Raw genomic sequence first — 22915 nt, 5'->3', positions numbered from 1 at the left:
AACATCCCGAACCCGCATCCTGGACTGGTGGAAAACGCAGTTCACCGACCAGAAAATCGAGGAACTCCACAGGCTGGCATGGAAAGGAGCCCCAAGGCCGCATACGAAACGTTCGGCATACCCAACCGATACGGAACCGGCATCGACTGGAACGAATTCCACACCAGCACCAGATACCCAAACGCCACCGAATAAAACCACCACCAGACACACAATTTGGCCTATAACCCGTATATCTGCGATCTTAATGCTTGCTGAATGAAAATGACCCCGCCGGATAGTTCATCCGACGGGGTCATTTCGTAGTGTTTCCGGTGTGTCACCGGAAACACAGTTGGCACGGATCAGGCATTTGGCCTTTTGCCGTGGTTAGCTGCCTTTTTGCGACGTGCCTTGCGCTTACGTCCACGCATGCCCATAATGGACTCCTTTACTCAAGAATTAATAAGCCTACGGGATTATCGCACATCGGCGAGACGTACACAAGTCACAGTGGCGAAATCATGGCGTATGACGCGGAATGCGCGCGCGAAATCCGAAGCGTTCAGGCTGCCTGAGCGCGAATGAAGAATTCAGTAGCCGAACTTTGCCCCGGTTCGATGACAATAAGCTCATCGCCGGTATTGAATGCATTTGCATAGGCGGTTTGTGGCTCCACTGCGACACCTGCAGGATGCTGGAATGCAGGGAAGCCCGTTCCGGTGCATACCTGGAATGAGGTAATGCTTTCATCGCCGCCGACAAACACGCGCATGCCATCAGGACGGGTGAGTACCGCTGTGACCTTGCCGTCATCATCATGCTGCACATTGGTCCAGGCATCGTCAAAAGGCTGATCGACAAGCAGAGGATCTTTACGGAGATCGTATTTGGTGCCATCCACACCTTCGGTTCCGGTTGGAATGAGATTCTCGTCAACCGTCACATGTGTGTCGGCAGGAACGGTCAGACGGCATTGCGCATTGTGACCGTCGATCTCGTCACCGTATCCGTGAAGTCCGTTTGCCAGCCAAGGATGGATGGCAGCGGCCCACGGTGCATTTGAGTCTCCGTGGTTGTATGCCTCGAGTTTCAATCTCAAGCCATCTTCTTGCAAGGTGTAGGTGGCCTGAACCACAAGATCAAAGGGATAGCCGTTCATATTGGGAACGCGCCAGGACAGCGAAACGCTGTTCTCGTCGGCGGATTCCAACTTCCAGAACGATCGGTAGCCGTAGCCATGGATGGCGGTGTTGCGGTCATGTTCGTCGATAGGCAGCGTGTATGTGGTGCCTTCGAAAGTGTATTCGCCACCTTCGATGCGGTTGGGGAAGGGGATGAGAATCTGCCCGTGGCAGCAAGTGACGGCATCGTCCGGTCCGAGCGGAACGGTGATATCTTCTCCTCGATACGTGAGCTTGCGCAGTGTGGCGCCAAGTTCGGTTATGACTGCGCGATACTCGCCGTATGCAATCGTGAATTGTTGGCCTGTGCGCGGCGGCAATTGCCTGCTGATCATATCTGTCACTCCCATAGTGAATGCACGGTTGTTACCGCTCACTATCGTACCGCGATGCCTAACGATTGAAGAGCGGCGCAGACTTGGTTTGCTCATTCAGCCCGTTGGGAAACTTGGGGATATCATGTGGCGAAAGCTGAGAAATCGCCAAGTATGTGCAATGATGGAGTTCGCTCTGTGGTGATGGCTCAATTGACTTCAGAGTGCGAAAGCTTCATGTATTTTGCTCAATTGCGGGTAATGCACAGTAATAAGGGATATGCGAATGGCGGTTGGTGTGAATAAGCGCATAATATTGGCGGATCCACGAGGGTTTTGTGCCGGTGTGGATCGAGCGATACTCGCAGTGCGAACCATTTTGAAGGCGGCTCGTCCTGAATCGGCACCAGGCCATATTCCACCCGTATATGTGCGCCGGCAGATCGTTCATAATAGGCATGTTGTCGATGAGCTCGCAGGCCAAGGTGCGGTGTTCGTAGACGAGCTGGATGAGATACCGGATGATGCGGTTCAGGCGGGGATTCCTGTGGTGTTTTCCGCTCATGGCGTCTCGCCGACCGTTCAGGAAGAGGCGCGCAGACGCGGGATGTATATCGTGGATGCGACGTGCCCCTTGGTCAGCAAGGTGCATCGAGAAGTCCTGCGTTTTGTACGTGACGGATACGAAATCGTGTACATCGGCCATCGTGGGCATGATGAGGCGATTGGCGTGGTCGGGGAATCGCCTGAGCATGTGCATCTCATCGAGCATGAGGATGATGTGGATTCCTTGCATTTCCAGCCTGGGAGCAAGTTGGTCATGCTCAGCCAGACAACATTGAGCGTTGATGAGACGGCGGATTTGGTGGCAGTGCTCAAACAACGCTTCCCATGGATCGAGGAACCGCCGAGCTCGGATATTTGTTATGCGACCCAGAACAGGCAGACAGCAGTCAAGGCCATGGCCCAACGCAGCGATTGCGTCATTATTGTGGGATCTGCCAATTCCTCCAATTCAGTGCGGTTGATGGAGGTTGCTCAGGAATCCCTTGGTGAGCGGGGCAAGGCTCACCGAGTCGATGATGCCGGAGAACTGAAGACTGAATGGTTCGATGGGGTAGACACCGTGGGCATCTCTTCAGGAGCTTCGGTCCCGGACGAATTGGTATCAGGCGTTGTCGATTGGTTGAGCACACTGGATTTCACCGATATCACATATGAGGAGACGGTGAAGGAGAATATGAAATTCGTGCTACCCGCGGCACTGCGATAAGACCCGGCGAATCGTGAGCAAAAGGCGCACTGAGCGCTCTACCAAGTGCCGATTTGTGCAACGACGGCATTGAGCACAGTTACCAAATCCTGAGGATTGATACCAATGTCGAATCCTCGTTTTCCTCCGGAAACGAGAATCTGATCATATTGCATGGCGCTTGCATCGAGTACGGTGACATGCCGTGTGCGCTGTCCGAGAGGGGAGATGCCTCCCAGAACATATCCACTTTCTCGTTCGGCGGTTTTTGCGTCGGCCATGCTGGCCTTTTTTGCGCCTACAGCGGCTGCGAGTGCCTTGAGGTCGAGATGGCCACTGACCGGAACTACGCCTATTACCCGGGCGTCGCCGGTATCTGCCATCAGGGTCTTGAATACCTGTTCTTGTGCAAATCCGAGCTTTGATGCCGCTTCGATACCATATCCCTCATCCATATGATCACGGTCATGGTCATATGAAAATGTTTGGAATTCGATGCCTGCCTTATTGAGTTGGGCCGTTGCAGGAGTTGAAGCAGCGGTTTCTTTTCGTGATTTCTTTGCCATGGGCCCCATAATACGACGCTGGGTCTAAGGGTGAGCCCGCGAAGGAGCTGGAACCTGAGACGATGATAGCGCTGGCTTGCATACAGGAATTGCATGCGGGATTCAGATTGCTTTTGGATGCGTTGCCTGAAGAATATGCGCGCTGTGCTCAGATATGCAAATGGCCCCGCACCAAGGCGAGGCCATTTGTTAAGCGACGTGAGGTTTACTCAGCGATTTCTGCGAAGTATGCCAAAGTACGCACCATATTGGAGGTGAAGCCGTACTCATTGTCGTAGAAGGCGACGGTGCGCACGAGGGTGGTGCCGTCAACTTCATTGACATCGGTCTGAGTCGGATCAAATAGGCCACCGTGGGTGTCGCCAACGATGTCGCCGGAGACGATGCCGTCTTCGTTGTAGCCGTAGAAGTCAGTGTTCTCGAAGGCTTCCTTGAACGCTGCGTTGATTTCCTCTGTGGTTGCGCTCTTCTCCAGAACGCTGGTCAGCTCGGTGATGGATCCATCTGGAACCTGGACGCGCTGAGCGTGTCCCTGCAGCTTGCCGTTGACCTCAGGAACAACCTTGCCGATGGCCTTGGCGGCACCGGTGGAGTGAGGAATGGTATTGATTGCTGCAGCGCGCAGTGCACGGCCTTCCTTCTTGCCGCGAGGTCCGTCCAGAATCATCTGGGTTCCGGTGTAGGCGTGGATCGTGGTCATGAAGCCGGCCTTGATGCCCCACTTCTCGTTGAGTAGCTTGACCATTGCGGCCAAGGAGTTGGTGGTGCAGGAACCGGCGGACACGATATTGTCCGAAGCCTTGAGGATGTCGTGGTTCACGCCGAAGACGACGGTAGGGGTGGTCTCGTCCTTTGCAGGAGCGGAGATCAGCACCTTCTTGGCGCCGGCGTTCAGGTGGGCCTGGGACTTCTCGGCGGAGGTGTAGAAACCGGTGCACTCGAGCACGAACTCGACACCGTCGTTCTTGACCCACGGGATGTTGTTTGCATCAGGCTCGGCATACACAGGGTATTCCTTGCCGTCCACGACGATAGCGGAATCGGTGGCGGAAACCTCGACTGGGGTGCCGTCGACATGCTTGAAGGTGCCATGAGTGCTGTCATACTTCAGCAGGTATGCCAAGGCGGAAGGCGAGGTCAGGTCGTTGATTGCGGTGACCTCGATATCACCGGCTTCTCCGCCCCTCTGCTGCAAATCGAAAATGCGGCGGAAAGCGAGACGACCAATACGGCCAAAGCCGTTGATGCCAATCTTTACTGTCATGTAGTTCTCCCTTGGAGGTGGGCGCGGAAGCACGCAAAGGTGCACCGCAGCCGTTGTTATCCAACATTGACTACTCTAATGCGCCGTCTGTACGAGGGCAATCGACTTGCTTGCCGCAGGCGTAACACTTGCGATATATGGGTTATTGCCAGACAGTGAACGTTCACATCAATTTGCTTGTGCGCAACGCCACAGGTGATCTGCCAGGTGTTTGCCATGCCTCTTGCACACGCAGCCATTCACCGCATATTCGGGTGGGCCAGTGCCTGGGATGCGCCGGTATCGATGGGACCGAGGTCTCCATCGATATGAATATGGGGCTGCCATTGGGGCAATCCTGCTGCAATGGGATAGGTTACGGTGATGACGCCAGCTCCCACGGCTATGCGTGCAGGCGTTCCCGGGAGGAATTCATTGCTTACCCCCTGCACCATATCATTCGTCATAGTGGCGTGGTCGAGTTTGAATTTCAAGCCTTCTTCGTCGATATCGTATGAGGTGTCCGCGTGGGAAAGCACGGATACGATGCCGCCGACCTTGGTTTGGTCACCGTCGAATAGGAGCTCTGCATTGCTTATTGCGCACAGAATAGAACCGTTGCCGTATGCGTAGCCGATACCGCCTTGGCGAGCGAGCTTGGCGAGAATCTGGATATTGGAAATGGTGTGGTCGATACGTCCTCCCAATGCACCATATATATGGAACTCCCTGCATCCTTGGGACCAGCCGATTTTCAGGGCCGCCATCATATCGGTGTCGTCTTTGTCTGGCGAAAGTCGCACAACGTGGGAATCGCTGGGCAGGCCTTCCTGGATGGAATCGAAATCGCCTATGACCACATCGGGGTGGATGGCTGCGCGCCGCGTATGATCAGCTCCGCCGTCGGCTGCGACGCATAAGGCTGATCGCCATGCAGCATGGTTTTCCAGGGTGTTGGAAGAGGTTGATCGAGGTGATAATACTCTCCTGCGGCAAATACCAGGCAAATCTTCCGCTCAGTCATGGCATTCACTCTAGCCAGATCCATGCATATATTGATCGGTCGATTCCTGACATTGCCTTCGAATATGAGGAGGATTCGCAGCTGCCTGAGAGCGACGATGCCGTACGGTGTTCATACGATCGTATGAACACCAGGGAAAAGGTGTGCAAACAGTGTGATGATAAGCGGTGAAGTCGTGAATCCTGAAAGCCGCGAAAAGAGTTGGCATTACAGAAAAACGGTGCAGCGCCTTGCGAGATTATGGCGGAATGCCAAGCGTTTGACTTCAAATTCCGCAGGTGTATCATGTTGCCCCGGCAACCGGCATGCACGGGGCCGAGCCTGAGGCTTGGAGGAGTGGATCAGGTGGTTGACTGCACGAATATGAGGTAACTCAAATCGGGTTTTTCGTTACCCATGTTTCATGTAGAATGCTGTTACATTTCGACAATATATGGACGCAGGAAAGTGAGACCGTAGCGATGTGTGGGATTGTGGGATTCGTAAACAATGTTGCCGAAGATAGCAAGCGAGTCGTTTTGCAACGAATGACCGATGTGATAGCACACCGTGGTCCGGATTCTGAGGGTCAATTCGTGGACGCCCATGCCGCTTTGGGATTCAGAAGACTGAGCATAATCGATCTGGGCGGCGGAAACCAGCCGATCCTCAATGAAGACGGCACCATGGCGATTACCTTCAATGGTGAGATCTACAATTACCGTCCCTTGCGTGAAGCCCTGATCAAGGCCGGACACACCTTCACCACGCAATCCGACACTGAAGTACTGCTTCATGGCTATGAGGAATGGGGGGGCAAGCTCCTAGAACGTATCCGTGGTATGTTCGCCTTCGTCATCTGGGACAGCACGCGCCAGGAGCTCTTCGGCGCTCGCGATCATTTCGGCATCAAGCCTTTCTATTACGCCACGATGAACGGCACCTTCATGTATGCCTCGGAAATCAAGAGCATGTTGCAGCATCCCGATTTCGTCAAGGAGCTCAATAAGGACGCCCTCAAGCCATATATGACATTCCAGTACCCCGCAACCGATGAGACCTTTTTCAAAGGCGTGTTCAAACTCAAAGAGGGCCACTACTTCACTTATCGCAATGGCTGCATGAATATTCATGAGTATTGGGATTGCAATTTCGAAGAGAGCAAGCAGAATCTCGATGACCTGGTGGAGGATATCGATCAAACCGTGGTGGATTCGGTCGCTGCCCATCAGATAGCAGATGTGGAGGTAGGTTCCTTCCTCTCCAGCGGTGTCGATTCCAGTTATGTGGCTGCCGTCGCCCGTCCAGAACATACCTACTCGATAGGATTTGGCAAGGGAACCTACAACGAATCGCAGCAGGCCAAGGAGCTGGCGCAATTAATCAAACTCAATAACACATCCGAGACCTTGGATGGGGAAGACGCGTTCTCATACTTCCCTCAGATCCAATGGCATTTGGATGAGCCTGATTCCAATCCTTCCTGCGTGCCGCTGTTCTTCCTTTCGGAACTCGCTTCACGAGATCTTCGCGTGGTGCTCAGCGGTGAGGGAGCGGATGAATTGTTTGCCGGATATCTTGGATATGGCGTGCATACCCGTTCAAAGATCATCAAGATGGTGACTCGCTGGTTGACGCATCTGCCCGCCCCGGCACGCCACGCCATTGCTCGGTTTGCGCAGGGCAAGACCTTCCATGGCGCGTGGCATTTGTATGCGAATCTGGCACCTGCCGAAGAAAGCTTTATCGGACAGGCTCAGGTATTCCGTGAATCGGAAGCCAAGGCCTTGCTCAAGCCTGAATATCGCAAAGGCCCGTCGGTTGCGGATATCGTAGGGCGCATTTATGCCCGCATTGCAGGCAAAGGACTGTCTGAAATCAAAAAGAAGCAGTATCTAGATATGCATCAGTGGATGCCCGGCGACATCCTGCTCAAGGCGGATAAGCTCACCATGGCGCATTCGCTTGAGCTGCGTGTCCCGCTGCTTGACAAGGAATTGATGTCGGTGGCGCAGAAAGTGCCTACCAAATATTTGATCAATGATGAGAATACGAAATTCGCGTTCCGTCAGGCGGCTGCACGCCATCTGCCGAAGGAATGGTATGACAGGGAGAAGCTTGGATTTCCTGTTCCCATTTCGAAGTGGCTTCGTGAGGAAAAGTTCTATCGTTTGGTGCGTGAGGTCTTTGAACGCGATTATGTTGCGCAATTCTTCGACCAGGATGCCTTGCTGCGGATGATTGATGACAATTATGAAGGCAAAAGCGATGATCGGCGCAAGATCTGGACGGTGTATTCCTTCCTTACGTGGTACGACGTATTCTTTGTGCATGACGGAGCCAAACCTGAGCCTGCAACGGTGTGAATTCCTCAATGGGGAAGGCTGCGGTATTGCATGACCATCGCGTTGGGCTGCGGAGCCCTGAGGCCGGTGAATGAGCTGTTGAAGGGTACCTGCTGCGGTATTGCATATATGGCCTTGGCGTGTCGCCTGTGTCAAGACATGTGATACACTTGTCGACGGCTTGAGAAAGTCAAGAAAGTGGGTGCGCCCCACCTGGAAGCCTTGTATGGTTTCGGGTTCACAGCATCGTTGGAGAACGATGTGAGCGATTGTTGATAAGAGTTTGAAGTCAACATTGCTGTGTGCAATATGCTTCAGTGCGTATTGCAGGGTGAATTCGACTTTGCATGCTTCATGGGACGTGTCGGCCAAGAACTATGAAGGATTGGAGTCATCATCAGCGACGAACCACGCATTAACGACGAGATTCGCGTCTCCCAGGTGCGCCTGATCGGGCCGAAAGGCGAGCAGGTCGGGGTCATCGCGACCTCGGTAGCATTGAACCTGGCCAAGGAGGCGAACCTTGATCTCGTTGAGGTTGCGCCTAACGCGAAGCCTCCGGTCGCCAAGCTCATCGATTACGGCAAATACAAGTACAACGAGAAGATCAAAGCTCGTGAGGCACGTCGTAATCAAAGCACGGCCGAAGTCAAGGAGATTCGCTTCCGTCTGAAGATCGACGCCCACGATTTCGATGTCAAGAAGGGTCATGTCATCCGCTTCCTCAATGGCGGAGACAAGGTCAAGGTCACCATCATGCTTCGCGGACGCGAGCAGTCGCGCCCGATTGGCGGTGTCGAATTGCTGCAACGTCTGGCCGAAGAGGTCGAGGAATACGGCAGCGTTGAATTCGCTCCGAAGCAAGAAGGCCGCAATATCATCATGACCTTGGCTCCCAAGGGCAAGAAGGTGCATACCCAATCAGAGCAACGCCGTCGTGGTGCGGAGTCCCGCGCTGAACGCCAGGCTCGTCAGGCGGCACGATTGGCTGCCAAGCAGGAGTCACAGGCTCAGGCTGCGGCACAGGCCAAGGCGCAGATTGCCGAAGCGGGAGCCCAAGAAAGCAAGTGATGAGACTGCCGTAGGCATTGATCTCGATCGTCATTCAAGATTTGAACATAAACCACAAGGAGGGCAGCAATGCCGAAGATGAAAACGAATTCCGCCGCGTCCAAGCGCGTCCGTGTCACCGGATCGGGCAAGCTGATGTCGGCCGGTAGCGCCATGCGCCACAACCTTGAGCACAAGTCGGCTCGTAAGCGCCGTGCCTTGAAGGCTGATGAGGTTTTGGCTCCGGCACAGTCCAAGAAGATGAAGAAGCTGCTCGGCCTGTAAGCCGCCCGATCGTTACTGACGTTAAAAGAAAGCTGAGGAAAACATATGGCACGTGTAAAGCGCGCAGTCAACGCCCATAAGAAGCGTCGCGTCGTTCTCGAGAGGGCTTCGGGTTACCGCGGTCAGCGCTCCCGTTTGTATCGTAAGGCAAAGGAACAGCTGCTGCATTCCTTTACCTACAACTTCCGTGACCGCAAGGCACGCAAGGGCGACTTCCGCAAGCTGTGGATCCAGCGCATCAACGCTGCCGTCCGCGCTGAAGGCATCACCTACAACCGCTTTATGCAGGGCCTGCGTTTGGCTGGCATCGAGCTGGATCGTCGTGCTCTGGCTGAGCTGGCTGTCTCCGATCCTGAGACCTTCACCGCAATTGTGGCTGAAGCAAAGAACGCTCTGCCTGCCGACATCAACGCTCCTGTGGCTGCCTGAGTAGCCGAAGCTAGCGTAGAATATGAAACCCCGTCATATATTGGCGGGGTTTTGTTGTATCAACGGTGCGGTGAGGTGGGAGTATGAGCGCCACGGGATTACATACCGAAGAACTGCAGACAATGCCATCGTCGGTGTCCGATGATTACTCGGCCTATGCGCGATTAAACGAACAGTTCATTGCTTATATTGGCGTTGAGCGGGGTCTGGCACAGGCAACGGTGCGTGCATATGAGTCTGATATCAAACGATATGTGCAGTGGCTCGTTGCGCATGGCATTCACGATCCCCGCCAGATCACCGTGCGCAATGTGGAAGAATATGTCGCTTGGTTGGTCGAACAGGGGGAGAGCACACGCAGTGTGGCGCGGCGTTTGGCCAGTATCCATGAGTGGCATCGATTTGCGGTGGCACAGCATGCGGTGTCTCAAGATGTTTCGTCTACGGTGAAAGCGCCCAAGGCTGCACAGGAGCTTCCCGATGTTCTGGAAATTGATGAGGTCAACAGACTGTTGGACACCGCCGCTATGCATGGCAGCGAAGATCCTGTGGTACTGCGCGACTATGCCTTATTGGAATTTCTCTATGCCACGGGGGCGCGCATTTCTGAAGCAGTCGGAGCCAATCTGGAGGATATCGATCTGCAGGAACGTGTTGTGCGACTAACGGGTAAGGGCTCGAAACAGCGATTGGTGCCAGTTGGCAGATATGCATGCGATGCACTGGAACGCTATGTGCATCTTGGACGAAGTGTTCTGGAGTCCAAATCGAAGCGCGGCTTTGAGCGCAGGGCCATTTTCCTCAATAAGCGCGGACGACGATTATCACGTCAATCAGCGTGGGAGATCATTGCTCTGGCCGGCGAACGTGCCCACTTGTCCAAGCATTTGCATCCGCACACCTTGCGGCATTCCTTTGCCACACATCTGATACAGGGAGGAGCGGATGTGCGTACGGTTCAGGAATTGCTCGGACATGCCAGTGTCACCACAACGCAAATATATACGCATGTCAGCCCGCAGGCCCTTATGGAAACATATGCCACGGCCCATCCGAGGGCTCGTTGAAATGGCATCGTCACGGCTTGCGACCCCTCATATACGGCATGCTACGAAAGAGAAGTGGTAGGGTATCCCATGTGAGGCGTCGCCATGTGTGACCTGATGCATGAGGAGAGTAGCCCATGTCCGGTAAGGATGAAGGCGCGGTGCACGGAGGCATCCGCAGGAACGGTTTTGCTCAGGGTGTACTGCCTATTTCGGGGACTATTGCGGTGCAACCGGTTGACGATGCAGTGAGTACACCATTTGATAAGGTGAACATTATGCCTACGGATATGCTTGGACGAGAGTATGAGACTTTCCGCGTGCCTGAACCGTTGCAACAACATGGTCCTGCACGCATTATCGCGATGTGTAATCAAAAGGGTGGCGTGGGCAAAACCACTAGTTCCATTAATATCGCCGGTGCCTTGAGCCAGTATGGCCGCCGTGTCTTGATCGTTGACTTTGATCCGCAGGGCGCTGCCACGGTTGGCTTGGGTGTTAACGCGAACACTGTGGAGAATACGGTGTATACAGCGTTGTTCAATGATTCCATTGATGTGCATGAGGTGATTCAACACACCGAGTTCGAAAACATCGACGTCATGCCTGCCAATATCGACCTTTCGGCAGCAGAGGTGCAGCTGGTCACCGAAGTGGGTCGCGAGCAGGTTTTGGCCGGAGTGCTGCGCAAGGTGCGCAATGAATATGACGTCATCATCATCGACTGCCAACCGTCGTTGGGATTGCTCACGGTGAATGCGCTGACTGCCGCAGATGGCGTGATTATTCCAGTGGCTGCGGAATTCTTCGCATTGCGCGGGGTGGCTTTGCTGATGCAGTCCATAGAAAAAGTGCAGTCGCGTATCAATCCAGGGCTGGAAGTGTATGGTGTGCTGGTCACGATGTTCACGCGCACCCTGCATTGCGAAGAAGTGCTGCAGCGTATTTACGAAGCGTTCCAGGACAAGGTCTTCCATTCGGTTATTTCGCGTTCCATAAAGCTTCCGGATTCCACGGTTGCCGCGGCTCCGATAACCATATATGCCCCAGGGCATAAAACGGCCAAGGAATACCGTGAGATAGCACGTGAACTGGTCACAAAGGGCATTGTGGCATAACGCATTCGATTGTGTGCAGGTGCATCCGTGGAGTTGCAAGAAAGCGTCGGCCAAAGTCCGGAATCGTCAGCAGTCGGTTCCGGCTTTGTCGTTGATCTTGATGTATATAGTGGCCCATTTGACGCATTGCTGGGGCTGATTGCCAATAAGCGTTTGGAATTGTCAGAGGTTTCCTTATCCGCGATAACCGAAGAATTCCTGGCCTATGTGCGCGGTTTGGATCTCGGGGCAAATATGGAGCAGGCCAGTGCGTTTTTGGATGTGGCTTCTATTTTGGTGGAGGCCAAAAGCGTGTCGCTTTTGCCGCATGACGAGTCCGAAGAACGCGACGAATACAATATGGAAGCCCTGCGTGAACGCGATCTGCTATTCGCACGCCTATTGCAATATCGCGCCTTCCGGCTTGCGGCCGATACGTTCCGTATGCGAATCGCGCACAATGCAGGACGATTCGCACATCCTGCATTCGTTGATGGCATCTTTGAAGCATTGTTGCCTCAGCTTGTGTGGACACTGACCCCTGAAGAGCTTGCAAGACTTGCCGTTCAGGCCATGAGCAATGCGCCCAGCCAGGAGGTTTCGGTACGCCAATTGCATGTGCCTTTGGTGGATCTTCAGCAACAGTCGATAATCGTTCAGCGCAGATTGCGTGGCCTTGAGCGTGGCGAATCAATCACATTTGACCAGCTTGTGCAGGGGACGAACGGCAATAGTGAAGTCGTCGCGCGATTTTTGGCGATACTGGCGTTATTCAAGCAGGGTCTGGTGCAATTTCGGCAGGAGGGACCTTTTGCTCCATTGCATCTGCGATGGTCGGGCGAAGCTACGCAAGAATCGGACAAGGTGATGAGCGAGGAGGATTTTGCGTGATGCAGAGTGAAGAGGGAAGCACAGGGCGGGGCTCAGATGAGGCCATTGTCAGCGCCGATTCTCAAGCAGCCGTAATGCATGGGGCAACCGAGCAAGACCGATCCGATGAGGTGGGCCATGCGCCGGCTGCAGACACCAAGGTTGCGCAACCGAAACCCCATACGAGCCGTATTGATGTCGATGATTTCCCCGGAGGTCTGAAAGCTTGCCTTGAGGCTATATTGATGGCTGCTGATCAACCGCAGACGGCACAGGATTTTGCACGCATTCTTTCTGCCGGTGTTGAGGAGATCGAAGAAACGTTACTTCGTATGCAGAAGGAATATGAAGGTACGAGTGTGGATGGCGACGATGGTGCAGCATTGCCTGAGATGCGAGGGTTTGAATTGAGAAAAACCGCTCGAGGCTGGCAATACGCAAGTCGAGCGGAATATGAACAGGTGGTCTCCGCGTTCATCACTGATGGACAGAACGCACGATTGTCACAGGCGGCTTTGGAGGCACTTGCGATCATTGCGTATAAGCAGCCGATGACCCGTGCGCAGGTTGCGGCGATACGCGGCGTGAATTCGGATGGTGTGATCCGCTCGTTAATGGTCCGGGGTTTGATTCGGGAATGCGGTGTCGATGAGGAGACTCGTGCCGCTTTGCTGGGCACTTCAGAACTCTTCTTGGATTATATGGGCATTGCATCTGTGGAAGAGCTGCCGTCATTGGCTCCTATGCTCCCTGATTCGAATGATATGCGAAACGGTATGTCACCAGACATGCCGTGACAATACGCGGAAATTCCGTGTGTCATTGCGGATGTGAACGCCCATATTCTGACTTATAGTCATATTGACTATAAGTGGTGTTAGGCTGTGTTTGTTGACGAAAACGCATAGAGAATAGGCGATACGCATGGGCTTTGGCAATGTTTCGGAACGCCGGATGCAGCCACCGCAAATCGGAGTATCCGTCGTGGTGCTCGCTTTGGGGCCGGATGAGCATGACGGCACTCCCGGAACGCTCTGGATGCCCCTCGTCAAACGCGTCCGCGAGCCTTTTCTGGGACGCTGGGCTTTGCCTGGCGGATCGCTTATCAGCGGTAAGTCCCTGGAACAGGCCGCCTACGAAGCATTGTCATCCACAACCGATTTACGTCCTCAATACCTCGAACAGCTCTATGCCTTTGGCGATCCGAAACGTTCATCTTCCGGCTTGCCGATGGTGTCGATTGCCTATTGGGCTCTGGTCGGAGGAGTGGAATCGGTCGATTTCACCACAACCACCAATGTGCAATGGTTCAGCGAGAAGCATTTGCCTGAGCTCGCTTTCGACCATCGGCGCATAGTGGATTTTGCCCTGACCCGGTTGCGGCACAATGTCGCCTATCCGCGTGTGGCCTCACGCCTCATCGGAGAACGGTTCACGCTTGCTCAATTGCATAGGGTATTTGAAGCGGTGACGGGAAGCGAGATTGATGTGGCAAATTTCCGCCGCAAAATGCTCGCTTCGGGGCAGTTGGAGGAAACCGGAGACAAGATCCGCGAGGGCAGACAGCGTCCTGCGATGGTGTATCGATACCGCATGCAGGAGCATCATGACGCTGATGCTCTGCATGGTTGGACACAAGAGGAATTGAGGACATTGGAGGATGCCGCTGAGGCATCCGAGGATGCTAACGCTGCCATAGTCCCTCTCATGCCGTGGGCGAATCCGATTACTCGGTGATTTCTCGCACATAATCGTCAACATTTGCCCGAGTGGGTGTTGTTTCTACTTGGGCGTCATACCAGTGAAATGGAGAAGAAATGACCGCAACACAGAGCCCTGACAGGCCTGCATTGACGCGCAATGAGCGGCTTGACCGCTTGCCTTTGAACAAGGCACACCGCAAACTGTTGGTGTCTTCGGGCGTTGGATGGGCCTTTGACGCCATGGACGTGGGATTGGTGTCCTTCGTTGTGGCTGCCATAGCAGCGGATCCGCATTTCAATCTCACCACAGTGGAAAAGAGCTGGGTACTGTCGATCGGATTCGTCGGCATGGCCATCGGCGCGGCATTGGGCGGCATGTTCGCAGATCATTTCGGCCGCAAAACCGTATTTACCGCGACTCTGGTGATTTTTGGGTTGGCCAACGGCGCGATGGCTTTCGCATGGTCTCTGGCGGTCCTTCTTGCCGCACGCTTTGTTATCGGCTTGGGTCTGGGCGCAGAATTGCCAGTGGCCAGTACATTGGTGTCTGAATTCTCGCCAACCAAACATCGCGGTCGCATGACGGTGCTTTTGGAATCGTTCTGGGCCGTGGGCTGGATTGCCGCAGCTTGCATTGGATACTTCGTCATTCCTAGCACAGGCGATTGGGGATGGCGCTGGGCGCTCCTGATCGGTGCTCTGCCTTTGTTGTATGCCATTGTGACGCGAATCCACATCCCAGAATCGGTGAGGTTCTTGGAGTCCAAGGGGCGAGATGACGAAGCCGAACGCGCTGTACGATATTTCGAATCAGCCAGTGGCATCGCGCCTGTTGACAGCCCACGCTCCAAGCCTTTGCCATCGATCTCCGTCGCAGAACTCTTCTCCGGAAGCTACCGTGCGCGTACGCTGGCCATTTGGGCCACATGGTTCTTCGTGAATTTCTCCTATTATGGAGCGTTCACCTGGATGCCGAGTCTGCTCACCGATCAGTTCGGCAATTTGACCAAGTCCTTTGGCTACGTATTGATCATCTCCTTGGCACAATTGCCTGGATACTTCTTGGCTGCATGGTTGGTGGAAGTGTGGGGAAGACGCCGTACCCTTTCGGTGTTCCTCGCAGTCTCCGCAATTGCCGCCTTCTGCTTCTCGCAGGCAGGTTCGGTTGCTGCGGTCATCGGCTTCGGCATGGTGCTTTCGGCATCGAATCTCGGCGCTTGGGGAGTGCTGTATGCAGTGACCCCTGAGATCTACCCGACCCGCATGCGCGCCGCTGCTTCGGGTGCCGCTGCCGCTGTCGGTCGTATTGCAGCCATAGTCGCCCCATTGATGATGCCATGGTTCCTATCCCTGTCTTCCGGTGACAAAACGATAGCCTTCGTGATTTTCGCTGTGGCATTTATCGTCGCCTGCCTTGTTGCATTGTGCCTGCCGGAGCGTCAGGGCAAGAGCCTCGAAGACTGATTCTGTCCCTTCGTGTTGGTGGTTTTTCCAACCTGGCTTCGCTAGTGTCATATGGAAAGTCCGATAGGGGATAGGGAGAGCAATGCCGCCTGGATGAGATCCATTCCATCCAGGCGGCATCTGCGTTCGTAAAGATATTGCAGGTGAAACAAATAGTGCTGACCGTGTCATTATGGATATCGTGGATGCAGTGGTCTCAATGGTTTAACGGATTGCAATGGTTGCCCGGGTCACAATGGTTGCCCGGGTCACAATGGTTGCCCGGGTCATCATGGTTGTACTGGCAGCAAGGATTCCGCTTCCATCTAGGAGCTGCCAGGAGTACAACCATTGCGCCAGCAGACTTGTGATGAAAAGCGAAACAGACCTTCAAACCCTGCAGGGATGGATTTCATCGAATTCTGTCAAGGAATATCGCTATTGTTTTGTTGGTTTGTGTATGTACCGAATTCTCGGGTAGAACAATCCCCCAATGACGATTATTAAGAGAGGTTTTCGATGGCTGTTCGCGGCGATATTCGAAACGTAGCAATTGTGGCACACGTCGACCACGGCAAGACCACGCTGGTGAACGCTATGCTCCAGCAGTCCCACGTTTTCAACGAACGCGAGGAAGTTCCCGACCGTGTCATGGATTCCAATGATCTGGAACGCGAGAAGGGCATTACCATTCTGGCCAAGAACACCGCTGTGCAATACACAGGTCCTTTGGCGGAGAAATACGATCATCCCGAGGGCATCACCATCAATGTGATCGACACTCCGGGACACGCTGATTTCGGCGGCGAAGTGGAACGCGGCATCTCCATGGTCGATGGTGTCGTGTTGCTGGTGGATGCTTCGGAAGGCCCACTGCCACAGACACGTTTCGTTTTGCGCAAGGCATTGGAAGCCAAGCTTCCGGTTATCCTGTGCGTCAATAAGGTCGATCGCCCGGATTCACGTATTGAAGAAGTGGTCGGAGAAGCCTCTGATTTGCTGCTTGGTCTGGCGCAGGACGTCGTTGAAGAGGGCATTGATCTCGACCTTGATTCCCTGCTGGATCTGCCGGTTATTTATTGCGCAGCCAAGGCCGGATATTCTTCCACCAACCAGCCGGCTGACGGCAGCTTGCCAGATAATGACGATCTGGAGCCGCTTTTCGAGTCCATAATCACCAATATTCCTGCTCCTCAGTACGAAGAGGGCGCTCCTCTGCAGGCACATGTGGCCAATATCGACTCTTCCGACTTCCTCGGACGTCTGGGCTTGGTACGTATCTATAACGGCACTTTGGAAAAGGGCAAGACCTATGGTCTTTCTCGTGTGGATGGGTCCATTGAGAACTTCCGTGTTTCTGAACTGCTGCGCACCCAGGGCTTGGAGCGTACGCCGGTGGAATCTGCAGGTCCCGGCGATATCGTCGCTGTGGCAGGCGTGAACGACATTATGATAGGCGAGACGATTGTGGATCCCAATGATCCCAAGCCATTGCCGCTCATTCACGTGGACGAGCCTGCCATTTCCATGACTTTCGGCACCAATGACTCTCCTCTGGCCGGTACCGAAGGCAAGGATCATAAGCTGACCGCCCGTATGATCAAGGACCGTCTTGATCGTGAACTTATCGGTAATGTCTCCATCAAGGTGGTTCCCACCGACCGTCCTGACGCTTGGGAAGTACAGGGTCGTGGAGAACTTGCACTAGCCGTGCTCGCTGAGCAGATGCGTCGAGAAGGTTATGAATTGACCGTTGGTCGTCCTCAGGTGGTGACCAAGACCATCGATGGCACAGTGAATGAGCCAATGGAGAACACCACAATCGATGTTCCGGAAGAATACATGGGCACGGTGACCCAGCTCATGGCGGATCGCAAGGGCCGTATGGAGTCCATGAGCAATCATGGATCCGGCTGGATTCGTTTGCAGTTCACCGTTCCATCCCGCGGTCTGATCGGCTTCCGCACCGCCCTGCTTTCCGCTACGCGCGGCACGGGCATCGCAAGCTCCATTTCAGCTGGCTTCGCACCTTGGGCAGGCGCGATCGTCACCCGTCAGAACGGTTCCATGGTGGCGGACCGTCAGGGTGTGGCAACCCCATATGCCATGCAGCGTCTGCAGGCTCGCGGAAACTTCTTTGTCGACCCGCAAAGCCCTGTGTATGAAGGCCAGGTCGTGGGCGTGAACAACAAGCCTGACGAGCTGGATGTGAATATCACCTTGGCAAAGCATATGACCAATATGCGCTCCGCGACCGCTGATGTCTTGGAGACATTGACTCCTCCTATCAAGATGAGTCTTGAGGAGTCTTTGGACTTCGCAAACGAAGACGAATGCGTAGAGGTCACTCCAGAATCCATTCGTATCCGCAAGATCATCTTGAGCCGTGATGAATGGTATAAGTGGCGTGCCAAGCAGCGTCGTCAGAACAACAACGCCTGATTCACCGTTCGCTTGACCATAGTGCCCTCTGCGTGTGCGCATGCAGAGGGCACCGTCATATCCGGTCGGATTCAATGATGTGAATCCTCAACTATTGATGCATGATTTGGCTATCGAATCGTTCCATAGGACAAAAGCCTCCATGCCGATGCCTACCCGCTGGGGCATACTGGACACCATGGCAACTTCTTCCCAGCGCACGAGTCTTCCATGGTCTCATCGGCAGTCGGCCCCTATACGAACCGCGGTAACCACAGCGTCGGCAGTGGCCAGTGCCCTGATCGGCACCATGGCTCACCGCATGGGTGCCGTGGATAATATCCCTTATGGCTTGGCTCTCGCTCTATTGCTGGTGTTGGTCAGTGCATGGTGCTCTCGATCCCGCCAGGGTGTTGCAGGATTGGCGTGGCATCTGACCGTTTCTTCCACAGTGACGTGGTTCATGTCGCAATATGGTCCAGGTGGCGATGTGGTGATACCAATCGGATTCAGTGTACCGATGCCGTATTTCACCGAATATGCCGGCTACTTCTGGTTATTCGGCATTATTCTCATTCAGGTGATATTGCTTCTGGTGCCATCGAAATGCTTCGTCATCCCTGAAGCTGACGGAATCGGGAACGACAAGAGGGGAGCGCGGTCAAGACGTGCCGGGACATCTCGCCAGACAGATGTGGAGAAAGGCAAGCAGAGGTGAAGACAGATCCGTTGCAACTGTGTTTTCTCGGTCCCGCAGGTTCCTTCACTCATCAGGCAGCTTTGGAGGCATCTGAGCACATCCAATCGCTGTATGGGGTCAACCGTGTGGAATTGGTCGCATGCGATGGAGTGCCTGCCATAATGTCCGCTGTGCAAACAGGCCGGGCATGGGGTGTTTTGGCGTGGGAAAACAATGTTGAGGGTTATGTCGTTCCCAATCTGGATGCATTGATCGATGCCGATAATGCCGTTGGTGTCGCTCGTATCGGCATCGATGTGCAATTCGATGCATTTGTTCCCAAGCAATATTGCGGAGAACTTCGAGAGGTGAGTGCGCACCCGCACGGTTTGGCGCAGTGTGCGGGGTTCATTCGATCCCACAATCTCACCCCGGTTCCGGCGGCCTCGAATGCGGCGGCTTGCCGTGATGTGAGCGATGGCCAAGTGGCTTTGGGACCCTCGATATGCGGGCAGCTGTATGACCTGGATACCTTGGAGTCCCAGGTGCAGGATTATCGCGGTGCGCATACTGATTTCCTCGTACTGGCTCCACGCGATGATGCGCCGGGGTTATTGTCTGCGAGCAGAAACCAGGATGTTGAGGAATATGAGACGGTAATAACGTTTATTCCACTGAGTACCGGCCCTGGGGTGCTGGCAAACCTGTTGGATGTGCTTCGTGACGCAGGGATGAATATGACCAGTTTCATATCCAGGCCAATCAAGGGACATGATGGCACATATAGTTTCATTGCCACAATCGATGCGGCTCCTTGGCAACCGCGACTGAAAGCCGTTTTGGAAGAGGTCGTTGAGCATGGTGACTGGGTGAAAACACTGGCTGTGTATCCGAGGCGCGAACGCCCGAATCCTCCGGTTGATGACTGGATGTTGCCGCAAGGTGGAGTGCATATGGTCCCGCAATCGTTGGACGATACGCAATGGAAACACGCACAGCTGCCAGGAAGGGAATTATTGTGGTCATGAATGTTGGCGTCATAGGTCTGGGACTTATCGGCGGATCTTTGGCGAGAAGACTGGTGCACAATGGATACGCCGTGACTGCATGGAACCGCACACCAAGGCCATATGACCAAGCAAGAAGCGAAGGCATCCATTGCGTGGATACGTTGGCTGAATTGGCGGCGCAATCCCTTGATGTGATCATGCTGTGCAATCCCCTCAAGGCAATGCCATCGATTCTGGCGCAACTTCATGAGGTGCTGCTGAATCCCAAGGTCACGCTCAGCGATGTCGGCAGTGTCAAAGGGATGGTTCGCGAACAGGTTCGTGAGGCAGGGCTGGCAGACAGATATATCGGGGCCCACCCGATGGCAGGCAATGAGTTCTCTGGTTTCGAAGCCTCGGACCCGTCATTGTATGACGACGCACTGTGGGCCATAACCGTGGATGAAGGAAGCGATCTGTGGCGTTGCGCCATGGTTGGGGAACTCATTTCTCGTGGTGTCGGCAATCGATATATCGTTGTCGACGATGATTCCCATGACCGTGCTGCGGCGCTTATTTCCCATATGCCCCACGCCGTGTCAACAGCGCTTATCAATCAGTTGGTGGATGACGATAATCGTAATATTGCCGCCGCTTTGGCAGCCGGGTCTTGGCGGGATATGACGCGCGTTGCTCTCACTGATCCTGAGCGTACCCGTGCGATGATTGATGAAGACGCCGAAAATGTTGAAGCCTTGCTCCGTTCGATGGCTCGAAGACTGGACGCTCTTGCAGACGCCTTGCATGAAGGAGACCATGGCGGCATTGCCGAATTCTTCGCTCATGGTCAGGCATTCCGTGATTACAAAGCCATCGAGCGCAGGCACGCCGGGCATGACGCTGCGATACACAATGGCAAAGAGATGACTTTGGCACTTGAGGACGGTGGGTGGCAAAACACTTTGCTAGAATCCGCACGCAGGGGAGAGCGGATCGAAGAAATTGCCCAAACGGCACATGGATATATCGCATCCGTGGTTACTGGGTTGGGATTGCACAATATCGAGTAGCACTGTCTGATGCCGTAGTGCAGCTAGATTATGCAATCCATATGGTGTCGCCACGACCATTTCTGCTGTGCACTTATGAAGTCTGCTGCGCCGTGCAGATGACAATCGATGATATATGTCAAAATTCAGGGCGCTCCATGGCTGATTGGTCACCAGTGGTGAAGCGCCCATTGCGAAGTTCGAGGAGTTCCTCATCTCAGCGGTGAAATCTGGACTGGTCTTGCCCTGCTCAATACCTGTAATCGACTCAAGATCACGGACGAGGCTGAGGCCTCTCAGGGATGGGCTTGATAGTGGCGATGGAATCGGCAGGAATGACCACGTGTTGAGCAGGTCTTGAGCCATTGGCTGCAGCATCGCGCATCAAATCAAGTGACTGGCCATCCCAGGAGCGCACATGTCCCACAAAATCGCGGAATTTCATGCGTTGATCATGTTCGTCGACACCGTCAAAAGTGCGCACGACAATGCGCGCACCGGTGGGAATATGCTTTGGAATCGTCATGATATGCCTCCTGACCTTGAAGCGCTGTGGCCGGTTTGCACGCCTGTCGGCGGGGTATCACCGATATTTCCATGGTACTCTTCACGCTCTGAGCCATGAAGAAACCGTCCATAAGGCGTCGGTGTCGCTGCACTGCCTCCGTTGGTTACAATCATGGAAGTAATAGGCATAGCTCATAGAGGCGGCATGGCACAACAGCGAAGCGATAGGGAACACGGCTGGTGGAAGGCTCCACTCGACAGATTTGCCGAATATCTTCGAGCAAACCGGGGCTTTAGTGAGCATACGATTCACGCATATGTCACAGATGTCAAGGATTGTCTGGAGATCATTGCGAATCGTGTCGATATGCTCAACGACGTAAGTATCGATGATATTCGAGGATGGATGGCTGTGCGCTCGCGAACTGTGTCTCGGTCCAGCATGGCTCGCAAAACGGTCTCAGTGCGAAGATTTTTTGCATGGGCATATGAGCATGACCTCATTGAGACCAATCCCGCGGCCACATTGCGCACGCCTAAAATCCCGATGACACTGCCTTGGTGCTTTTCTCAATCGCAGGCCAGTCAATTGATGGAAGCTGTGCATGAGCATGCCGAAGAAGTCGAATGCCAAGAGGATGAGGTTTTGGATCGTGATGCCGGTGCACATATGCATCTCGACAAACGGCACAAGCAGCCGATTCCGGACGATCGCAGCGAAGATCTTGCGCGCAGGGAGGCTATTGCGCTCCGTGATGCGGCGATTGTTGAGTTACTGTATGCGACCGGAATACGAGTGGCGGAATTGGCAGGATTGGACATCGATGACATTCGCTGGTCTGATCGAACGGTGAGAGTCACCGGTAAAGGCAATAAACAAAGGGTTGTGCCTTTCGGTCTCCCAGCTGCCCAGGCCATGGAAGATTGGCTGCAGCGCGGCCGTGATGCATTATGCACGGCCTATTCGCATAACGCCGTATTTCTGGGGGCACGAGGAGGGCGAATCGACACGCGCATTGTTCGCGAAGTCGTTCATCATGCATCCGAGCAGGCGGGCGTGCCGGATATTTCGCCGCATGCCCTGCGCCACAGTGCGGCAACGCATCTATTGAATGGTGGCGCTGATTTGCGCGAGGTTCAGGAGATGCTGGGGCATGCATCGCTTTCGACCACGCAGCGATATACCCATGTATCCATCGAACAGTTGAAAGATCGATATCGTCAGGCGTTCCCTCGTGCCTGAGCCGTAGCTGCGCATCTTGCGGCCTTGTGGTTCCGACTCGGTTGGATTTTCAGCAGGGGGAGATAGGTCTTATTTTTTTGTAATGCGTTATTGGATAGCAATTCGGGAATAGCGGTGACATAGACGAAGATTGCAGCGTTACTGATTTGATGCGTCGTTGGCGAAATGATTCTTGTCTAGTGCTTGCAAAGACAGCATGGCGTTTCAAGTTTGCTGAA

Annotated in this window: 22 protein-coding genes and 1 pseudogene; 17 read left to right on the top strand and 6 right to left on the bottom strand. The window is 54.1% G+C overall.

Annotation, left to right across the window (positions count from 1 at the left end; all coding sequences use genetic code 11):
* A pseudogene (locus BITS_RS09235) lies at window positions 1-195 on the top strand (IS256 family transposase); the annotation flags it as partial.
* A gap of 149 nt (window positions 196-344) precedes the next feature.
* On the opposite strand, the gene BITS_RS09725 reads toward BITS_RS09235, so the two are convergent.
* Both BITS_RS09725 and BITS_RS05700 read right to left on the bottom strand, forming a co-directional pair.
* A complete protein-coding gene (locus tag BITS_RS09725; protein WP_369803150.1) occupies window positions 345-419 on the bottom strand; it encodes a 50S ribosomal protein bL37 in 75 nt (24 codons plus the stop codon).
* 125 nt (window positions 420-544) lie between these two features.
* The gene (locus BITS_RS05700) at window positions 545-1498 is read right to left on the bottom strand and encodes an aldose 1-epimerase family protein (RefSeq protein ID WP_026642559.1); all 954 of its coding nucleotides are present in this window, start codon (window positions 1496-1498) and stop codon (window positions 545-547) included.
* Between the two features lie 259 nt (window positions 1499-1757).
* Here BITS_RS05700 and BITS_RS05695 point away from each other — a divergent pair, with 259 nt between their 5' ends.
* Window positions 1758-2750: a 4-hydroxy-3-methylbut-2-enyl diphosphate reductase gene (locus BITS_RS05695; protein ID WP_195838139.1), complete on the top strand. Its 993-nt coding sequence runs from the start codon at window positions 1758-1760 to the stop codon at window positions 2748-2750.
* Between the two features lie 38 nt (window positions 2751-2788).
* Here BITS_RS05695 and ybaK read toward each other — a convergent pair whose 3' ends face one another.
* The 3 genes from ybaK to BITS_RS05680 form a co-directional block, all read right to left on the bottom strand.
* Window positions 2789-3295, bottom strand: coding sequence for a Cys-tRNA(Pro) deacylase (gene ybaK, locus BITS_RS05690; RefSeq protein WP_026642557.1), 507 nt, complete (start codon window positions 3293-3295; stop codon window positions 2789-2791).
* Window positions 3296-3500: 205 nt separating this feature from the next.
* Window positions 3501-4559, bottom strand: coding sequence for a type I glyceraldehyde-3-phosphate dehydrogenase (gap, locus tag BITS_RS05685; protein ID WP_026642556.1), 1059 nt, complete (start codon window positions 4557-4559; stop codon window positions 3501-3503).
* A gap of 239 nt (window positions 4560-4798) precedes the next feature.
* Window positions 4799-5545: a thiamine diphosphokinase gene (locus tag BITS_RS05680; protein ID WP_238556555.1), complete on the bottom strand. Its 747-nt coding sequence runs from the start codon at window positions 5543-5545 to the stop codon at window positions 4799-4801.
* A gap of 478 nt (window positions 5546-6023) precedes the next feature.
* Between BITS_RS05680 and asnB the strand changes: the two genes are divergently transcribed.
* The 14 genes from asnB (at window position 6024) to BITS_RS05610 (ending at window position 20968) form a co-directional block, all read left to right on the top strand.
* Entirely contained in the window at window positions 6024-7907 is a 1884-nt protein-coding gene (gene asnB, locus BITS_RS05675) for an asparagine synthase (glutamine-hydrolyzing) (protein ID WP_026642553.1), read from the top strand.
* Window positions 7908-8270: 363 nt separating this feature from the next.
* Window positions 8271-8957 carry a translation initiation factor IF-3 gene (gene infC, locus BITS_RS05670; RefSeq protein WP_034534214.1) on the top strand — a complete coding sequence of 229 codons (687 nt, stop codon included), beginning with the start codon at window positions 8271-8273 and terminating at the stop codon, window positions 8955-8957.
* A gap of 69 nt (window positions 8958-9026) precedes the next feature.
* Entirely contained in the window at window positions 9027-9221 is a 195-nt protein-coding gene (gene rpmI, locus BITS_RS05665) for a 50S ribosomal protein L35 (protein ID WP_026642552.1), read from the top strand.
* A 45-nt stretch (window positions 9222-9266) separates the two neighbouring features.
* Complete coding sequence (gene rplT, locus BITS_RS05660) at window positions 9267-9650, top strand: 50S ribosomal protein L20 (protein ID WP_026642551.1); 384 nt, start codon at window positions 9267-9269, stop codon at window positions 9648-9650.
* A 122-nt stretch (window positions 9651-9772) separates the two neighbouring features.
* Window positions 9773-10717, top strand: a complete 945-nt coding sequence (xerD, locus tag BITS_RS05655; protein WP_044259582.1) for a site-specific tyrosine recombinase XerD — start codon at window positions 9773-9775, stop codon at window positions 10715-10717.
* 257 nt (window positions 10718-10974) lie between these two features.
* Entirely contained in the window at window positions 10975-11814 is an 840-nt protein-coding gene (locus BITS_RS05650; protein ID WP_026642549.1) for a ParA family protein, read from the top strand.
* Window positions 11815-11841: 27 nt separating this feature from the next.
* Window positions 11842-12684 (top strand): segregation and condensation protein A, encoded by an 843-nt coding sequence (locus tag BITS_RS05645; RefSeq protein WP_152571260.1) that lies wholly within the window; start codon window positions 11842-11844, stop codon window positions 12682-12684.
* 224 nt (window positions 12685-12908) lie between these two features.
* Window positions 12909-13460: an SMC-Scp complex subunit ScpB gene (gene scpB / locus BITS_RS05640; protein ID WP_407712195.1), complete on the top strand. Its 552-nt coding sequence runs from the start codon at window positions 12909-12911 to the stop codon at window positions 13458-13460.
* 127 nt (window positions 13461-13587) lie between these two features.
* Window positions 13588-14400, top strand: coding sequence for an NUDIX hydrolase (locus tag BITS_RS05635; RefSeq protein WP_026642546.1), 813 nt, complete (start codon window positions 13588-13590; stop codon window positions 14398-14400).
* 80 nt (window positions 14401-14480) lie between these two features.
* Window positions 14481-15830: an MFS transporter gene (locus BITS_RS05630; protein ID WP_026642545.1), complete on the top strand. Its 1350-nt coding sequence runs from the start codon at window positions 14481-14483 to the stop codon at window positions 15828-15830.
* Window positions 15831-16328: 498 nt separating this feature from the next.
* Window positions 16329-18251 (top strand): translational GTPase TypA, encoded by a 1923-nt coding sequence (typA, locus tag BITS_RS05625; protein ID WP_026642544.1) that lies wholly within the window; start codon window positions 16329-16331, stop codon window positions 18249-18251.
* 178 nt (window positions 18252-18429) lie between these two features.
* A complete protein-coding gene (locus BITS_RS05620) occupies window positions 18430-18948 on the top strand; it encodes an alcohol dehydrogenase (protein WP_229774913.1) in 519 nt (172 codons plus the stop codon).
* Window positions 18949-18959: 11 nt separating this feature from the next.
* Complete coding sequence (locus BITS_RS05615; protein WP_026642543.1) at window positions 18960-19937, top strand: prephenate dehydratase; 978 nt, start codon at window positions 18960-18962, stop codon at window positions 19935-19937.
* Complete coding sequence (locus BITS_RS05610; RefSeq protein ID WP_193345822.1) at window positions 19928-20968, top strand: prephenate dehydrogenase; 1041 nt, start codon at window positions 19928-19930, stop codon at window positions 20966-20968. The genes BITS_RS05615 and BITS_RS05610 overlap by 10 nt, the downstream gene beginning before the upstream one ends.
* Window positions 20969-21221: 253 nt before the next feature.
* Here the strand turns inward: BITS_RS05610 and BITS_RS05605 are convergent, their stop codons facing one another.
* Entirely contained in the window at window positions 21222-21473 is a 252-nt protein-coding gene (locus BITS_RS05605; RefSeq protein WP_026642542.1) for a DUF6725 family protein, read from the bottom strand.
* Between the two features lie 186 nt (window positions 21474-21659).
* Between BITS_RS05605 and BITS_RS05600 the strand changes: the two genes are divergently transcribed.
* Window positions 21660-22697 (top strand): tyrosine recombinase XerC, encoded by a 1038-nt coding sequence (locus BITS_RS05600; RefSeq protein WP_044259577.1) that lies wholly within the window; start codon window positions 21660-21662, stop codon window positions 22695-22697.
* The last annotated feature ends 218 nt before the right edge of the window (window positions 22698-22915 follow it).

Origin of the sequence: Bifidobacterium tsurumiense, from assembly GCF_000741765.1 — a bacterium.
In the GTDB taxonomy this organism is placed as follows: Bacteria; Actinomycetota; Actinomycetes; order Actinomycetales; family Bifidobacteriaceae; genus Bifidobacterium; species Bifidobacterium tsurumiense.
This window is presented reverse-complemented; position numbering and strand designations above follow the sequence as displayed.

What these genes read in the sequence shown, in the direction of transcription:
- typA (WP_026642544.1), top strand. Translation starts at nt 16,329, where the DNA reads ATGGCTGTTCGCGGCGATATTCGAAACGTAGCAATTGTGGCACACGTC.
- BITS_RS05600 (WP_044259577.1), top strand. Translation starts at nt 21,660, where the DNA reads ATGGCACAACAGCGAAGCGATAGGGAACACGGCTGGTGGAAGGCTCCA.
- BITS_RS05650 (WP_026642549.1), top strand. Translation starts at nt 10,975, where the DNA reads ATGCCTACGGATATGCTTGGACGAGAGTATGAGACTTTCCGCGTGCCT.
- BITS_RS05630 (WP_026642545.1), top strand. Translation starts at nt 14,481, where the DNA reads ATGACCGCAACACAGAGCCCTGACAGGCCTGCATTGACGCGCAATGAG.
- rplT (WP_026642551.1), top strand. Translation starts at nt 9,267, where the DNA reads ATGGCACGTGTAAAGCGCGCAGTCAACGCCCATAAGAAGCGTCGCGTC.
- BITS_RS05620 (WP_229774913.1), top strand. Translation starts at nt 18,430, where the DNA reads ATGGCAACTTCTTCCCAGCGCACGAGTCTTCCATGGTCTCATCGGCAG.
- scpB (WP_407712195.1), top strand. Translation starts at nt 12,909, where the DNA reads ATGGCTGCTGATCAACCGCAGACGGCACAGGATTTTGCACGCATTCTT.
- BITS_RS05700 (WP_026642559.1), bottom strand. Translation starts at nt 1,498, where the DNA reads ATGATCAGCAGGCAATTGCCGCCGCGCACAGGCCAACAATTCACGATT.
- asnB (WP_026642553.1), top strand. Translation starts at nt 6,024, where the DNA reads ATGTGTGGGATTGTGGGATTCGTAAACAATGTTGCCGAAGATAGCAAG.
- ybaK (WP_026642557.1), bottom strand. Translation starts at nt 3,295, where the DNA reads ATGGCAAAGAAATCACGAAAAGAAACCGCTGCTTCAACTCCTGCAACG.
- BITS_RS05695 (WP_195838139.1), top strand. Translation starts at nt 1,758, where the DNA reads ATGCGAATGGCGGTTGGTGTGAATAAGCGCATAATATTGGCGGATCCA.
- xerD (WP_044259582.1), top strand. Translation starts at nt 9,773, where the DNA reads ATGCCATCGTCGGTGTCCGATGATTACTCGGCCTATGCGCGATTAAAC.
- BITS_RS05605 (WP_026642542.1), bottom strand. Translation starts at nt 21,473, where the DNA reads ATGACGATTCCAAAGCATATTCCCACCGGTGCGCGCATTGTCGTGCGC.
- gap (WP_026642556.1), bottom strand. Translation starts at nt 4,559, where the DNA reads ATGACAGTAAAGATTGGCATCAACGGCTTTGGCCGTATTGGTCGTCTC.
- rpmI (WP_026642552.1), top strand. Translation starts at nt 9,027, where the DNA reads ATGCCGAAGATGAAAACGAATTCCGCCGCGTCCAAGCGCGTCCGTGTC.
- BITS_RS05635 (WP_026642546.1), top strand. Translation starts at nt 13,588, where the DNA reads ATGGGCTTTGGCAATGTTTCGGAACGCCGGATGCAGCCACCGCAAATC.